Origin of the sequence: Metabacillus sp. YM-086 (assembly GCF_048059995.1) — a bacterium.
In the GTDB taxonomy this organism is placed as follows: Bacteria; Bacillota; Bacilli; order Bacillales; family Bacillaceae; genus Metabacillus; species Metabacillus litoralis_B.
On sequence record NZ_JBLUOI010000034.1, the window covers coordinates 21,164 to 37,191 of the forward strand.

The window sequence follows — 16,028 nt, forward strand, 5'->3', positions numbered from 1 at the left end:
GAGGTTATACCTTTTCAACTAATCGCAAATATTTTAGAAAGGATGGATGAAATTGAAGCATCATCAATATGCATTAACACCTCCAATGGGCTGGAATAGTTGGGATTGTTACGGTGCTACAGTAAGAGAAGATGAGGTGAAAGGAAACGCAGATTACATGGCGAAGCATCTGCTTCAATATGGATGGGAGTATGTTGTGGTCGACATTCAATGGTCAGAGCCGGGAGCTGTTTCTTCCGCTTATCGTCCGTTTGTTCCGTTAGAAATGGATGAATATTCAAGGTTAGTTCCCGCAATCAATCGGTTTCCGTCTGCTGAGAATGGAAACGGCTTTAAGCCATTAGCAGATTACATACACAACCTTGGTTTGAAATTTGGTATCCACATTATGAGAGGAATTCCTCGACAAGCTGTTCATCAAAATACAAACATACTTGGAAGTGATAAAACAGCAAGAGAGATTGCAAAGCCTAACTCTATTTGTCCATGGAATACAGACATGTATGGTGTAGACGAAACAAAAGAAGGTGCGCAAGAATACTATGATTCCCTGTTTAAGCTTTATGCTGAGTGGGAAGTTGATTTTGTTAAGGTAGATGATATTGCCGATTCAAAACTTTACGGAGCACATACAGAAGAAATAAAAATGATTAGAAAAGCAATCGATCGTTGCGGGCGACCAATGGTGTTAAGTTTATCACCCGGACCTGCTCCATTAGAGCATGCAAGCTTATTAGAAGAAAATGCAAATATGTGGAGAATGACAGATGATTTTTGGGACCTTTGGGAGCTTTTATATAACATGTTCGATCGATGCTATAAATGGAGTAAAAATTGTGGTCAAGGATTTTGGCCTGATGCTGATATGCTACCACTAGGACATATTGGAATTCGCTCTGTTGATGGTGGAGCGAGCGACCGATTTACAAGATTTACAAAAGATGAGCAAATCACAATGATGACGCTATGGTCAATTTTTCGTTCTCCTCTAATGTTTGGTGGAGAATTAAGAGATAACGATGATTGGACACTGTCTCTACTAACAAATGAAGAAGTACTAAACATGCATAGAACAAGTCATAGTGCCCGACAGATATATCGCAAACATGACAAAGTTGTATGGGCTGCAGAAGGTGATCACGAAATCTATGTGGCACTCTTTAATATATCTGATAGAAAACAAACGGTTTCTATTTCACTTGACGAGCTACACGTTTCCAAGGAAGTTCAGCCAAGAGATTTATGGAATAAAAAACAGTTAGCCTCTGTTAACAGTGAGATTCGTTATGATTTAGCACCCCATGCATCAATACTTTTAAAAATTGACAAATAGAGTATTAGTATCACTTAAAGTTGTCGAAAATATCTTCAAAAAAATGATAAGAGGTGACGTTTAATGAGTAATGTTAAACTTTTAGACGGTATTTTTAAAGATTCAGAGAAGATAGGAAAAGAGTTTCTTCTTACTTTAGATGTAGATCGACTTGTTGCGTCTTGTTATGTTGCTGCTTCATTAACTCCGAAAAAACCTCGCTACGGTGGATGGGAAACAATGGGGATTAGCGGTCATTCGATTGGACACTGGCTATCAGCTACCGCGACGATGTATTCAGTTACTAGAGATGAAAAATTAAAAGAAAAATTGGATTACGCTGTGGATGAACTAGCCTATGTTCAATCACAGGATCCCTTTGGATATGTTAGTGGTTTTCCAAGAGATTGCTATGATCGAGTTTTTGCAGGTGGGGATTTTGAAGTATCACACTTTAGCTTAGGAGATTCTTGGGTGCCTTGGTACAGCATTCATAAAATATATGCTGGCCTTATAGATGTGTACAACATTTGTGATCATGAGAAGGCATTAGAAGTTGTACTGAAACTAGCGAATTGGGCCAAAAAGGGAACAGATAACTTAACAGATGAAGAATTTCAAAGAATGTTAATTTGTGAACATGGCGGTATGAATGAAGCAATGGCAGATCTTTACTTAATTACTGGTAACAAGGACTACCTTGACCTTGCCATTAGATTCTGCCATAACGCTATTTTAGATCCCTTATCAAAAGGAATTGATGAACTTGAGGGAAAACATGCAAATACACAAATTCCAAAAGTTATCGGTGCTGCAAAACTATATGAAATCACAGGAGAAAGATATTATCGAGATGCTTCGTTATTCTTTTGGGAGCAAGTCACAGAAAATCGCTCATATGTAATAGGCGGGAATTCAAAAAATGAACATTTTGGTATTGAGAACTCTGAGGAGCTTGGGATAACAACAACCGAAACTTGTAACACCTATAATATGATGAAGCTGACTGAGCATTTGTTTAAATGGACACAGCAATCTAAATATATGGATTATTATGAAAGAGCATTATATAACCATATTCTAGCATCGCAGGATCCAGAGACAGGAATGAAAACATACTTTGTATCAACTCAGCCGGGGCATTTTAAGGTTTATTGCTCCCATGATGATTCTTTCTGGTGTTGTACGGGAACTGGAATGGAAAACCCGGCTAGATATACAAGAAGTATTTATCATCAGGTAGAAAACAAATTATTTGTAAATTTATTTATTGCTTCTGAAATAAATCTAGTAGATAAAAACATTTTAATTAAGCAAGAAACTAAGTTTCCTGAAGCCCCTACATCAAAGCTAACGATTGTAGGTGCAAAAGATGAGTTATTGACTTTTCAGATTCGCGTACCATATTGGATATCTGGTGAACTAACGGCGACTATTAATGGCCAACAAACAATCTCTAGAGCAGATACTGGATATCTAGAAATAAGCGGACGTTGGAATGATGGAGATGTAATTGAACTGCTTATTCCAATGAACCTCCATTCATACAAATCGAAAGATGAAGAAACAAAATTGGCGTTTATGTACGGTCCTATCGTCCTTGCAGGAGCGTTAGGAACAGAAAAATTCCCTGAGAGCGATATTCTAGATGATCATTTAAAGCTTAATAATCATCCATTAATCGATGTTCCAACTCTTGTAACAGGCGAAAAAGATTTAACAAAAGTGATCAAGCCACTCGAAGGTTCCTCGTTATGTTTTGAAACAGAGGCAATTGGGCAACCAGGGAATCTTAAGATGACACTTATCCCTTTTTATGCTCTTCATCATCAAAGGTATACGTTGTACTGGGATGTAATGGACAACGAAAAATATGTTGAGTTTTTAAACAAAGAACAAAGCGAAACGGAGAAACTAGAAAGTATCACAATAGATGCTGTCCAACCGAATGAGCAACAGCCTGAAGTGGATCATGCGATCAAAACAGTAAATTCTCATTCAGGATATTTAAACCTTGTTCATAGAGGCTGGCGAGATAGTCGTGATGAAGGGTATTTTAGCTACGAGTTAGCTGTTGATCCAAAACAGGAGATGTACTTGCATATTACTTACTTTGGCGGAGATCGAGTTTTACATCTAGATGGAAAAGTGTATGAAAGAGATTTTCATATCTTAATAGATGGTACAGAACTTGTACGGCAAACACTTAAAGGTGAAAAGTCTGATAAGCTTTTTGCTGTTGTATATCCTATACCATTTTCATTAACAGAAGGTAAAGAAAAGATTGAAGTGAAGTTTGTTTCAACTGAAGGGAAAATTGCAGGTGGTATATACGGTTTAAGAATGATTAATCATCCGTTATAAGTAGATGAAGAAGGACTGATTTTGACTACTGGTAGTCAAAATCAGTCTTTTTCAAAACCCATTATACAATTTAACCATACAAAAACTGAATAAGTTATTGTTTTATTTCAAATTTGTACGTTTATGTTGTATAATATCTTTAGTTGTACGAATGAGTCTAACAAGAGACATACAAGCTGAAAGTGGTGACATAATGGCACAGCAAACAAAGGTAGGCATGGTCAAGGAAAAAATTAAAGAATGGATTGTTGATGGTAAGGTTTTACCAGGAGAGAAAATTTATTCAGAAAATGAATTGGTGAAAATGTTCGAGGTTAGTAGACATACAGTTCGTCAAGCAGTAGGTGATCTCGTGCATGACGGTTGGTTGTATAGAGAACAAGGAGCAGGAACTTTTTGTTCGACGCAATTAATTCAGGGACATCCACAATCGAGAAGAGATGCAGCCGGTAAAACGATCGGTGTCATCACCACTTATATTTCTGACTATATCTTCCCATCTATTATCAAAGGAATTGAATCATACTTAACAACACGGGGGTATTCGTTAACATTCGCTTGTACTGACAATGACCCTGAAAAGGAAAAGCAATGCATTGAAACGATGATTAACCATAATATAGATGGGCTAATTGTGGAACCGACTAGAAGTAGCAGCTACAATCCAAATCTTCATTATTATTTGGAAATGGAACAAAAAAACATCCCATATCTTATGATTAACCAATTCTATCCTCAGTTAAACCCTGTAAGCATTATTTTAGATGATGAAAAGGGTGGTTATATTGCGACTGATCATTTGATTAAACAGGGGCATAAGAAAATCATAGGCTTGTTCAAGAGCGATGATTTACAAGGATTAAATCGGATGCAAGGGTTTATTCGCGCATTTAGAGAAAACAACATCCCCTTTTTTCCAGATATGTTTGTAACATACACAACAGAAGAAAAAGATTTTATCTTTAAATTGATGACTCTTCTTCAAGATTCCTCTACTCGACCGACAGCAATTGTCTGCTACAATGATGAAGTTTCCTTACAGGTATTAAACCTTTTAAGAGATCTTAAAATTAAAGTTCCTGAACAAATGTCTATTGTAGGATATGATGATTCATACTTAGCAGAAGCCTCTGAGACAAAGTTAACATCTGTCACACATCCTAAGACAGATATGGGAATTGAAGCCGCGAAATGGATTGTTGATGCAGTAGAAAAACGTGAAAATGAAGAGTTCAAAAATAAGCAAAAAGTATATGATCCTAAATTAGTGATAAGAAAATCTACTTCTACAGTATCTAAACCAGCAGTTGAAAGAAAACAAGTGATCATATAAGCGTGGTTTCTATCAAGATGTATTAAACTGTTAGGGGGAATAAAAGTGATTACGTTAAATGAGCTGAAGCACCAATCGAAAGCATGCACATGTGGAAATAACCATTATGATATTTTAATTGATAACATTGTTATTAGTGATCAAGCATTACAGGAAGTTGTTCCATATTTAGAAAACAAACAATTTCGAAAGGTTGCTATCATTGCAGATGAACATACCGATATTGTAGCAGCAAAAATACTTTCTACTCATCTTAAAGAAGCCAACATTTTATACTCTAAAACGATTCTTCAGCCAAATGCTCAGGGAGACGTTGTTGCTGATGAAGTAGCATTAATTGAAAGTATGTTAGGTATTCCTCAGGATGTTGATGTTGTAATCGCTGTTGGATCCGGCACAATTCATGATATTGTCAGATTTGCTAGCTTTAAAATGGGGAAACCTTTCATTTCTATTCCAACAGCCCCCTCTGTTGATGGCTTTAACTCTATGGGCGCCCCTGTCATTATTAAGGGTGTAAAAATAACGTATCAAATGCAATCGCCTCTTGCTGTTTTTGCTGATCTTTCTATCCTTAAACGTGCACCAAAAGAAATGATTGCAGCTGGTTTTGCTGATATGATTGGAAAGTATACCTCGTTAGCCGACTGGAAGTTTTCCCATCTTGTTGCAGATGAACCATACTGTTCCTTGTCTGCACGACTAACACAAGAAGCACTAGAGGGATGCGCAAATTCTATAGAACAAATCATACAAGCGGAGAAAGATGGAATAAAAATTCTAATGGAATCGCTCATTCAATCAGGTTTAGCCATGCTGTTAGTTGGTCATTCATCACCGGCTTCAGGTGGAGAACATCATCTTTCACATTTCTGGGAAATGGATTTTATAGCGAATGCTAAACCGCAGGTTCTTCATGGAGCAAAAGTAGGGGTTTCTACCCAGCTAGTACTAGATTTATACAAGAATCAGATGTTAGAACTTGTTTCCTCGGACGATAGGCTGCAAGAATTATCAACGAATAAAGCAGACGCAGTACTTAAACAGCAAGATGAGTTAGTTCAAATATTAAAGGCGTTACCACATTCTAGTGATATCGCGGCTATGCTTAAATCATTGCAAGGGGCAGTTACTCCTTCGGATCTTGGTATATCATCGGAACTTGTTTCAGACAGTTTAAGGAAAGCACATAAATTAAGGGATCGTTACACGATGTTAAAGTTTTGGAATGAGCATGTAGGTTTACACGAATATGTGTAAAAGACAAAGAATATGTAAAAAAGACCAAAATCTATGAATTTATGGATTTTGGTCTTTTTTTCTGAATTTTTAATCACCACAAGTTCATAAATGGTATATTAGAGAAAAAAGGCAGAAAAACGTAGAAAAACGTCGTATCATTGCCGGAAAATCACACACGTACGTACATATAAATCGCTTTGTGCAAATATGTACAAAAAAACTGTTAAAAAAGTTGTTGACATGTACGAACAGGTGTAATAATATAAGATTAAAGAAGCGCTTACATAACAAAAAGAAAAGCTTGCAAAATATTGATCGTACTCCTTTGTTAAGTAAGTCTCCTTTTCTATCAAATAGCATCTGGGGGGAATAAAAGTGTTCAAGAAATCCAAAAAGAGATTAAGTAGATTCTTATTAGTCAGTATGTTAATTGTTGTTGTAGGAGGAGTCTTAGGTGCTTGTAGCAGCAGTAGTTCAGGCGGCGGAGCAGAAGATGGGAAAAGCTTAACATTTATGTTTAGTGGTCAACCACAAGAACAAACAGCTTATAAAGCAGTTGTGAAAAAATTCGAAGAAGCAAATCCTGGAGTAAAGGTTAAAGTTGTTGTAACAGCACCGGACCAATATGATACTAAATTACAGGCAGCAATTGCTGGTAACAGTCTTCCGGATGTTTTCTTCTATAATCCTGGTAACTTAAAAGCATATGTTAACTCAGGCGTTTTAAAAGATATTACTGATTTAGTTGAAAATGCTGAAGGTGTAGATTTAACTAAAATTTGGGAATCTGGTATAAACAAATACCGTTATGATGGAGTTAATATGGGACAAGGTGCTCTATACGGGGTTCCAAAAGATTTAGGGCCATTCGCGTTTGGATACAACAAAACAATGTTTGAAGAAGCAGGTATTCCACTTCCTGATCCAGACAAACCATACACTATGGAAGAATTTGTAGAAGTTACAAAGCAATTAACAAAAGATACAGATGGTGATGGGAAGCTTGATCAATGGGGTACAGGACTTAATGTAAACTGGTCATTACAACCATTTGTATGGAGTAATGGAGCAGATTGGTTAGACGAAACAAATACAAAAGTAACAGTTGATGATCCTAAATTTATTGAAGCATTACAATATTTTGCAGATTTACAAAACGTTCATGGTGTAACACCATCTATTGCTGAAGCTCAAACACTTGATACGTACCAAAGATGGATGCAAGGACAAATCGGTTTCTTCCCAGTTGGTCCTTGGGATATGCCAGCATACAATGATTTAAAATTCGAATATGATTTAGCGCCATGGCCGGTTGGTGAAACTGGTGAAACAAAAGCATGGATCGGTTCTTTAGGAATTGGTGTTTCTGAAAAAACGAAGAATCCAGAGCTAGCTGCAGAGCTTGCATTGTATTTATCAGCTGATGAAGAAGGTCAACAGGCTCTAGTGGATCAGCAGGTACAATTACCTAACAACACTGATGTAGCTGAAGCATGGGCTGCTGATACATCAATTAAACCAGCTAATAAAGAAGAATTCTTACAGATTATAGGTGAGCATGGACGTGATCTTCCAACGAACTTCACTTACACAGGTGAATGGTATGATGAGTTCTTCAAAAATATCCAACCTGTAATTGATGGTGACAAAACAGCTGAAGAATACGTAAAAGAAGCGCAACCTAAAATGCAAAAATTATTAGATAAAGCAATTGAGCAGGAGAAACAATCTCAGAAATAATAAAAATAAATAAGGTGCTAGATTTAGCTAGCACCTTATTTTAAAGTATTAAGCTACTTTATTCGTGTCAGTACCCTTTAAGAGAAATGGGGAGGAAAGATGAAAACTACGTCTAAGCTTTATCGGGAAGAGCGAAGAAATGCCTATCTATTTATTGCGGCACCAGTTATAGGGTTTTTAGTTTTTATTCTAGTACCTGCGTTATATTCCATTTATGGTTCATTCACAAACTGGAATGGATTAGGTCAAATGAATTTTATTGGACTTCAGAATTATATTGATTTAATTAGTGATGAGTCCTTCCATAAATCGATGTACAACACATTATTTCTAATGTTAGGTATTCCAATTGGTATTATTTTAGCTTTATTACTAGCACTAGGATTAAATAGAGCAATATTTGGGACACAATTTTTTAGAGTTGTCTATTATATCCCTGTAATCTCATCCATTGCAGCCGTAGCAATTTTATGGCAATGGGCTTATAACGGTGATTATGGATTGGTAAACCAATTTTTAGAAAAATTAGGAATTGATGGTCCTAGCTGGTTAATGGATAAAGATACTGTAAAGCCAGCCCTGATTATTATGACTATTTGGAAAGGCCTCGGTTATAGCATGTTATTATATCTTGCTGCTTTACAAAGTGTGCCAAAAACATATTACGAAGCAGCTACACTTGATGGAGCTAATGCTTTTCAAGTATTTAAGAACATAACTCTTCCAATGGTGAAACCAGTTACGTTTTTCATTGTTGTAACAAACATTATTGCAGGAGCGCAAATTTTCGTAGAAATCCAAGTTATGACACCGACTGGTGGACCAGAATTTTCATCAGCAACAGTAGTATTTTATATTTGGCAAAAAGCATTTGGTAACTTTGAAATGGGATATGGCTCTGCAATGGCAGTTGTACTCGGCTTGTTTATTTTTATCGTTACTTTTATTCAATTTAAATTAAATGAAAAGTCTTCATTTGAACTTGACTAATATAAGAAAGAAGGGAGTGTAAAGGATGGAAGTTGGAGTAAATGCAAAAGTAGAAACTAAAACAAAGATGAGATCAGTAAAATCTAGTACAAGAATCACCAATATTATCATTTTCATTTTTCTCTCATTAGGGGCTATTGTTATGGTAGCACCACTTATATGGATGTTATCAACATCTTTTAAGGATATTCAAGAAGTATACGCTCTACCACCGGTTTGGATTCCTGAAACATTTGATCCAATAAAGTATATTGAAATTTGGCAAAAAGGCCCATTATTTAGTGGGATTATAAATAGCTTAACTGTTGCGTTATCAGTCACAATAATAGGAACTTTTACATCAAGCTTAGCAGCATTTGCATTTGGGAAGTTAAATTTCCCGTATAAAAATCAGATTTTCTTATTACTGTTAACAGCAATGATGATTCCCTATCCAGTTGTCATGATTCCACAGTTTATGTTCTTCTCTAATATTGGGTGGGTTGATACATTGCTTCCACTTATTGTTCCGGCGATATTTGGTAACATTATTATGATTTTCTTTTTAAGGCAGTTCTTAACAAGCATTCCGAATTCTATTATAGAAGCAGCTAAGATTGACGGATGCTCTTATTTTAAAATCTTTTATAAGATTATCTTTCCATTAATTAGACCTGCAGTAGCAGCTCAGTTAATTCTATGGTTTATGACAATCTGGAATGATTATCTAGGACCGATTCTATATTTAAATTCACCAGAGAAACAAACATTACAACTTGTAATCGCTAACTTCAACTCAACTTTTGCTATCCAAAGTGATTACCCATTAATCATGGCAGCATCTGTTGTGTCACTATTACCAATGCTAATCGTGTTTATTATCTTCCAGAAACAAATTATTGAGTCTGTTGCTATTTCAGGTGTAAAAGGATAAAGGATCATACAACATTAAAACATCATGTAAGGTGGCTCATTTACTATAATTGTAGCCACTTTTCCTTTACTTAAAAAAAGGAGGAAAAAAGATGAAGCGTGTTAGTTATTTTGCAGATAAAAATTATAAAATCGGTGAAGTTGACCCTAAGTTATTCGGTTCTTTCATTGAACATCTAGGTCGTGCAGTTTACACAGGGATTTATGAGCCAGAACATCCTCTTGCAGATGAAGATGGATTTAGAAAAGATGTAATGGATCTTGTAAAGGAACTTAATGTACCGATTGTCCGTTATCCAGGCGGAAACTTCTTATCTGGTTATGACTGGACAGATGGTATCGGTCCTAAAGAAAATAGACCAACAAGGCTTGATCTTGCATGGAGAACAACAGAAACAAATGAAGTTGGAATCGATGAGTTTATGAAATGGGCGAACAAGTCCAATATTGAAGCAATGTTAGCGGTTAATTTGGGAACAGGTACACCAAAAGAAGCTGGTAACCTTGTTGAGTATACCAATCACCCAGGAAATACATATTGGAGTGATCTTCGTATTCAGAATGGTCAAAAAGATCCTTATAACGTAAAAGTCTGGTGTTTAGGAAATGAAATGGACGGACCTTGGCAAATTGGTCAATTAAATGCTGAAGACTATGGGAAAAAGGCAAGAGAAGCAGCGAAGATCATGAAATGGGTTGATCCTACAATAAAACTAGTTGCATGTGGTAGCTCGACTGCAGAAATGCCAACATTCCCTGAATGGGACCGTGTTGTTTTAGAGCATTTATACGAACATGTTGATTATATTTCTTGCCATCGTTATTATGAAAATCTTGGTAATATTAATGATTTCCTAGGTTCTTTTGCTGATATGGATCACTTTATTAAAACAATTGCTAGCACAGCAGACTATGTACAAGCGAAAAATCGAAGTAAAAAGAAAATGTACATTTCTTTTGATGAATGGAATGTATGGTATCAAAAGAAGGTGGAATTAAAAGATTGGGAGATAGCCCCACCAATTTTAGAAGACAATTATTCATTGTTAGATTCACTAGTTTTTGGTGGACTATTATGTACCCTATTACAGCATGTTGACAGAGTCAAAATGGCGTCCCTTGCTCAATTGGTGAATGTTATCGCACCAATTTTCACTCAAAAAGGTGGCCCTGCCATTAAGCAAGCAATCTTCTATCCTTTCTATCAAGTATCCAATTTCGGAAGAGGGGTAGTGTTGAATTCCCTAGTAGAATCACCAAAGATTGAAACGAATAAGCACGGTGAAATTCCGTTAGTGCAATCATCAACAACTTATAATTCAGTTGACAATACGTTAAGTATCTTCGCGCTAAACTGCTCTGAGGATGATGACTTTGTCCTTGATGCACAATTCCGATCCTTTGGTCAGGTGAAAGTCATCGAACATTTGGTCATGGATGGAACGAATCTTGATGCGACAAATACTTTTGAAACTCCGGATAATGTGAAGCCTAGTCAAATTGATTCTACGAGCAAAACGGGCGATCACTTAGAAATTAAGCTGCCAAAAATGTCGTGGAACATGATCAGATTACAATGTGAATCCTAAGATTTTACTAACTATAAGGAGAGATTACTATGTCAGAATTCACAATTAAAAATCCACTTATTGAGCAACGTGCGGATCCTTGGATTTATAAACATACAGATGGTTACTATTATTTCACTGCCTCTGTGCCTGAGTATGACAGAATTGAGCTGCGTCGATCGCAAACAATTGAAGGATTAACAAATGCAGATGCGAAGGTTGTATGGGTAAAACATGAGAGCGGTTTAATGAGCGCAAATATATGGGCACCGGAAATTCACTATATCGATGAAAAGTGGTACATCTATTATGCGGCTGCGAGAACCTCTGAAACGAATGATGGTTTATTTGACCACCGTATGTTTGTTCTTGAAAATTCATCAGCTAATCCATTAGAAGGTGAATTTATTGAAAAAGGTCAAATAAAAACGAAATGGGAATCCTTTGCATTAGATGCGACTTCTTTTGAACATAAAGGTATTAGATATTTAGTGTGGGCACAAAAGGATCCAGAGATTTTTGGAAACTCAAACATGTACATTTCTGAAATGGAAAATCCATGGACACTTAAAGGTGAACAAGTCTGTATTACAACACCTGAATATGATTGGGAAAAAATAGGCTTCTTAGTAAATGAGGGAGCTGCAGTATTAAAGCGCAATGGCAGAATATTTATTACTTTCTCAGCAAGTGCAACAGATTTTAATTATTGTATGGGAATATTAACAGCCGGTGAAAATAGTGATCTATTAGATCCTGCTTCTTGGCACAAAACGCCTGAACCTGTTTTTGTTACATCAGAAGAAACAGGACAATATGGACCAGGTCATAATAGTTTCACAGTATCTGAGGACGGAACACAAGATATTCTCGTTTATCACGCAAGAAATTATAAAGAAATTGAAGGTGACCCATTGTATGACCCGAACAGACATACACGAGTTCAGCCAATTTCCTGGAATGAAGATGGAACACCTCACTTTGGTGTACCAGTTCCTGATGCTAAAAAAGTAAATAATTAAGAAATAGGAAAGGCTGAAGTATATTCAGCCTTTCTGTATGTATATGAAGAAGATAGTAGGTTAAGTAATTAGATTATCACTTTATTTTGATGGAATTTTTATCGACGAACTAGAAAAAACACTAGGAAAGAATAATCCTTTGGAAAGGTATAAATCAAGAGTGAAAAAGTGAGGGATAAATATGTTGTTTCCACAAGAACCAGTGAAATATGACTTGTACGATCAATCAATTACAGATCAAGAAGAATTATGGACAATCCATAATGTCCATGATCCTGCATTATATAAAGATGGAGATACTTATTATGTTTTTTCAACAGATGCAAAAGTAGGAGGCGTGCCTAAAGGAGGCATACAAGTTCGGAAATCTAAGGACCTAGTCAACTGGGAATGGGTCGGTCATGCATTTGATACTATTCCTAAAGATGCCTACGATTGGACTGGTGCAAAGGGATTATGGGCGCCAGACGTAACAAAATATGGAGATACCTATTATTTGTATTATGCTGCTTCACAATTCGGAAAAAACCAATCCTTTATAGGTGTTGCAACAAGTAAATCAATTGAAGGTCCATGGGAAGATCAAGGTGAGGTTATCAAAACAAAGCAAGGTGAAAGTGAGCCAAATGCAATTGATCCGAATATCACATTTGATAAAGAAGGAAATCCATGGATGGTCTACGGGTCTTTTTTTGGTGGGATTTATGTTGCTCGTATAGATGAGAATACTGGAAAATTAAAGGAGAAGGGCAATGGAACCTTAATTTCCAAGAGACATCTTTCAGTTGAGGGAGCTGTTGAAGGGCCTTATATTGTCTACCATCCTACTTTTAAAAAATATTACTTATTTGTATCATATGATTCGTTATTTAAAGATTACCATATACGTGTTGCAAGAGCAGATAAAATCGAAGGACCTTATTTAGATAGTAATGGAAACGAAATGACCAATATTGATTTGCCTCCAAATGAAGTTGGGATGAAAGTGCTGGGAGGATATAAATTTGGTAAAGAAGAAGGTTGGATTGGCCCTGGACATAATTCGGTATTAAAAGATGGTGAAGACTATTATGTTTGTCACCATGCAAGAGGTGAGAAGACCAGAAAACATCACGCACTTCATATTAGAAGAATTCTTTGGACGGATGATGGATGGCCATTAATATCTCCAGAAAGATATGTAGGTGAAAAGGAGCAACCAGTTAATTCAACATTTATGGTTGGAAATTGGGAGATCATTCACATGGATAACAAATACCATGAGCAAATACAATCGGAATCACTTCATCTGTTATTTGACGGCAGGTTTGAGGGCTCGAAGGATGGATATTGGTCACATAAAGGGGAAAATCATTTTGAGTTTTTCTTGAATTCTAACAATGGAACTTACCAAGTGTTAGTATTGGCAGCTTGGGATTGGACTTTATGGAGACCGACTATGGTATTTGCAGGGAAAAATTCTAATGGGGATGTAATTGTAGGGAAAAAAGTAGAAAAATCACTAAACTTGTAAGGATGAATTTTTGCTGATTTATAAATTTTTAATATAAAAATACAACAATTTCTTAGAAAATAATGAAATTTGTATTGAAAAATATGAAATAAGTGCTAAAATTTAATTAAGGTTATACGTATAAGTTAAAATTTTTAGTATTATCAACTAAGTTGTATAATAGATTGTAATGATTATCTCGAATTTGTACGTATGATAATAAAAAATTATTAATAAATTGATAGTTTAATAAAAAATGTAGCTGGAAGAGTCGGGGGGATTTTAAATGACTAAATATTCAATTGGTGTTGATTACGGCACTCAATCTGGTAGAGCCGTTCTTGTGGAGATCGGAACAGGAAAAGAAATAGCAACCTCGGTAAAGCCTTATACTCATGGTGTAATGGATGAATACTTACCAGATGGAGTTACCAAATTAGAAAATGACTGGGCTTTGCAACATCCTACAGATTATATAGAAGTTTTGGAAACAACAGTTCCTGATGTCCTAAAACAAGCTAACGTTTCAGCGGACGATGTTATTGGAATTGGAATTGATTTTACAGCTTGTACGGTATTACCTATTAACACAAACGGAACACCACTATGTTTAACAGAACAATATATGAACCATCCTCATAGCTATGTGAAGTTATGGAAACACCATGCGGCACAAGATGAAGCAAACTCTATAAATGAAATTGCAGAAACAAGAGGAGAAGCATTTTTACAAAGGTATGGTGGGAAAATTTCATCAGAATGGCTCGTTCCTAAATTATGGCAGATCCTTAATGAGGCACCAGAGATTTTCGATGCTACAGATCAGTTTGTGGAAGCAACAGACTGGGTTACCTATCAGCTTACAGGTGACTTGAAAAGAAACAGTTGTACAGCTGGATATAAAGCGATATGGCATAAGCAAGAAGGATATCCATCAAAAGAGTTTTTTAAAGCATTAGATCCTCGCTTGGAAAATGTTGTTGAAGAAAAGTTATCTACTAATATTTATCCAATAGGCTCAAAAGCGGGAGAGTTAACAGAGAAAGCTGCTAAAATGATTGGATTGAATCCAGGAACCGCAGTTGCTATAGCAAATGTTGATGCACATGTTGCTGTACCAGCAGTTGGAATTACTGAGCCAGGCAAGCTTCTGATGATTATGGGAACATCTACATGTCACATCTTACTGGGAGAAAAAGAAGAAGTAGTACCAGGTATGTGTGGTGTTGTTGAAGATGGAGTAATTCCAGGATTTATGGGATATGAAGCAGGTCAATCATGTGTAGGAGATCATTTTGAATGGTTCACTGAAAACTGTGTACCTGCTAGCTACTATGAAGAAGCACAACAAAAAGGAATGAACATCCACCAATTGTTAACAGAAAAAGCAGCTCAATTGGAGGTTGGTGAAAGCGGTTTAATTTCACTTGACTGGTGGAATGGAAATCGATCTACACTTGTAGATGCTGATTTAACAGGTGTTTTATTAGGAGCTACATTACTAACGAAGCCTGAGGAAATTTATCGAGCTCTAATTGAAGCAACAGCATATGGCACACGAACAATTGTTGAGGCATTTAGAAATAGTGGAGTGCCGATTCATGAAGTATATGCATGTGGTGGTATTGCTGAGAAAAATGGATTAATGATGCAAATCTATTCAGATGTATTAAAAATGGATATCAAAATATCTGCTTCATCTCAAACCCCAGCTCTTGGTTCTGCAATGTTTGGAGCAGTTGCAGCTGGTAAGGAACGTGGCGGATACGATGATATTAAAGATGCAGCCAAAGAAATGGCTAGATTAAAAGATTATGTTTATCAACCTAATCATGAGAATTCACAAGTTTACGACCAACTATTCTCTGAATATGCAAGATTATATGATTATTTCGGTCGTGGTGAAAATAACGTGATGAAAAACTTAAAGAAGATCAAACATGCTCAGTCTAACAAAGCAAAAGAGAAGATTACACAATAAATCGAAATATCTATCACTCTATTCTGAAGTGGGGCATCCATCTTTAGCCCCACTTTTCAAAAGAAAGGGGAG

General features: G+C 36.2%; 11 protein-coding genes. All 11 read left to right on the forward strand.

Annotated elements, in window-relative coordinates:
• The first annotated feature begins 52 nt into the window (after positions 1-52).
• The 11 genes from ACEWK1_RS15180 to araB all read left to right on the forward strand — a co-directional run bounded on the left by ACEWK1_RS15180 (position 53) and on the right by araB (position 15,956).
• Positions 53-1,333 carry a glycoside hydrolase family 27 protein gene (locus ACEWK1_RS15180; protein WP_212137127.1) on the forward strand — a complete coding sequence of 427 codons (1,281 nt, stop codon included), beginning with the start codon at positions 53-55 and terminating at the stop codon, positions 1,331-1,333.
• Between the two features lie 63 nt (positions 1,334-1,396).
• Positions 1,397-3,676: a glycoside hydrolase family 127 protein gene (locus ACEWK1_RS15185; RefSeq protein ID WP_212137129.1), complete on the forward strand. Its 2,280-nt coding sequence runs from the start codon at positions 1,397-1,399 to the stop codon at positions 3,674-3,676.
• 193 nt (positions 3,677-3,869) lie between these two features.
• Positions 3,870-5,009, forward strand: coding sequence for a GntR family transcriptional regulator (locus ACEWK1_RS15190; protein ID WP_121660828.1), 1,140 nt, complete (start codon positions 3,870-3,872; stop codon positions 5,007-5,009).
• Between the two features lie 45 nt (positions 5,010-5,054).
• Positions 5,055-6,269, forward strand: a complete 1,215-nt coding sequence (locus ACEWK1_RS15195; RefSeq protein WP_212137131.1) for a sn-glycerol-1-phosphate dehydrogenase — start codon at positions 5,055-5,057, stop codon at positions 6,267-6,269.
• A 405-nt stretch (positions 6,270-6,674) separates the two neighbouring features.
• Positions 6,675-7,991, forward strand: coding sequence for an ABC transporter substrate-binding protein (locus tag ACEWK1_RS15200; protein WP_121664896.1), 1,317 nt, complete (start codon positions 6,675-6,677; stop codon positions 7,989-7,991).
• Positions 7,992-8,090: 99 nt separating this feature from the next.
• A complete protein-coding gene (locus ACEWK1_RS15205) occupies positions 8,091-8,981 on the forward strand; it encodes a carbohydrate ABC transporter permease (RefSeq protein WP_121660830.1) in 891 nt (296 codons plus the stop codon).
• 67 nt (positions 8,982-9,048) lie between these two features.
• Complete coding sequence (locus ACEWK1_RS15210; RefSeq protein WP_232273959.1) at positions 9,049-9,894, forward strand: carbohydrate ABC transporter permease; 846 nt, start codon at positions 9,049-9,051, stop codon at positions 9,892-9,894.
• Positions 9,895-9,985: 91 nt separating this feature from the next.
• The gene (locus ACEWK1_RS15215; RefSeq protein WP_121660832.1) at positions 9,986-11,482 is read left to right on the forward strand and encodes an alpha-N-arabinofuranosidase; all 1,497 of its coding nucleotides are present in this window, start codon (positions 9,986-9,988) and stop codon (positions 11,480-11,482) included.
• Between the two features lie 29 nt (positions 11,483-11,511).
• Positions 11,512-12,483, forward strand: coding sequence for a family 43 glycosylhydrolase (locus tag ACEWK1_RS15220; protein WP_212137133.1), 972 nt, complete (start codon positions 11,512-11,514; stop codon positions 12,481-12,483).
• Positions 12,484-12,664: 181 nt separating this feature from the next.
• Positions 12,665-13,996, forward strand: a complete 1,332-nt coding sequence (locus ACEWK1_RS15225) for an arabinan endo-1,5-alpha-L-arabinosidase (RefSeq protein ID WP_212137135.1) — start codon at positions 12,665-12,667, stop codon at positions 13,994-13,996.
• Between the two features lie 265 nt (positions 13,997-14,261).
• Entirely contained in the window at positions 14,262-15,956 is a 1,695-nt protein-coding gene (gene araB / locus ACEWK1_RS15230; protein ID WP_212137137.1) for a ribulokinase, read from the forward strand.
• Positions 15,957-16,028 lie beyond the last annotated feature (72 nt).

Excerpts from the sequence above, each read along its gene's own strand:
- ACEWK1_RS15185 (WP_212137129.1), top strand. The coding sequence starts at position 1,397 with ATGAGTAATGTTAAACTTTTAGACGGTATTTTTAAAGATTCAGAGAAG.
- ACEWK1_RS15190 (WP_121660828.1), top strand. The coding sequence starts at position 3,870 with ATGGCACAGCAAACAAAGGTAGGCATGGTCAAGGAAAAAATTAAAGAA.
- ACEWK1_RS15200 (WP_121664896.1), top strand. The coding sequence starts at position 6,675 with ATGTTAATTGTTGTTGTAGGAGGAGTCTTAGGTGCTTGTAGCAGCAGT.
- ACEWK1_RS15205 (WP_121660830.1), top strand. The coding sequence starts at position 8,091 with ATGAAAACTACGTCTAAGCTTTATCGGGAAGAGCGAAGAAATGCCTAT.
- ACEWK1_RS15210 (WP_232273959.1), top strand. The coding sequence starts at position 9,049 with ATGAGATCAGTAAAATCTAGTACAAGAATCACCAATATTATCATTTTC.
- ACEWK1_RS15215 (WP_121660832.1), top strand. The coding sequence starts at position 9,986 with ATGAAGCGTGTTAGTTATTTTGCAGATAAAAATTATAAAATCGGTGAA.
- ACEWK1_RS15220 (WP_212137133.1), top strand. The coding sequence starts at position 11,512 with ATGTCAGAATTCACAATTAAAAATCCACTTATTGAGCAACGTGCGGAT.
- ACEWK1_RS15225 (WP_212137135.1), top strand. The coding sequence starts at position 12,665 with ATGTTGTTTCCACAAGAACCAGTGAAATATGACTTGTACGATCAATCA.
- araB (WP_212137137.1), top strand. The coding sequence starts at position 14,262 with ATGACTAAATATTCAATTGGTGTTGATTACGGCACTCAATCTGGTAGA.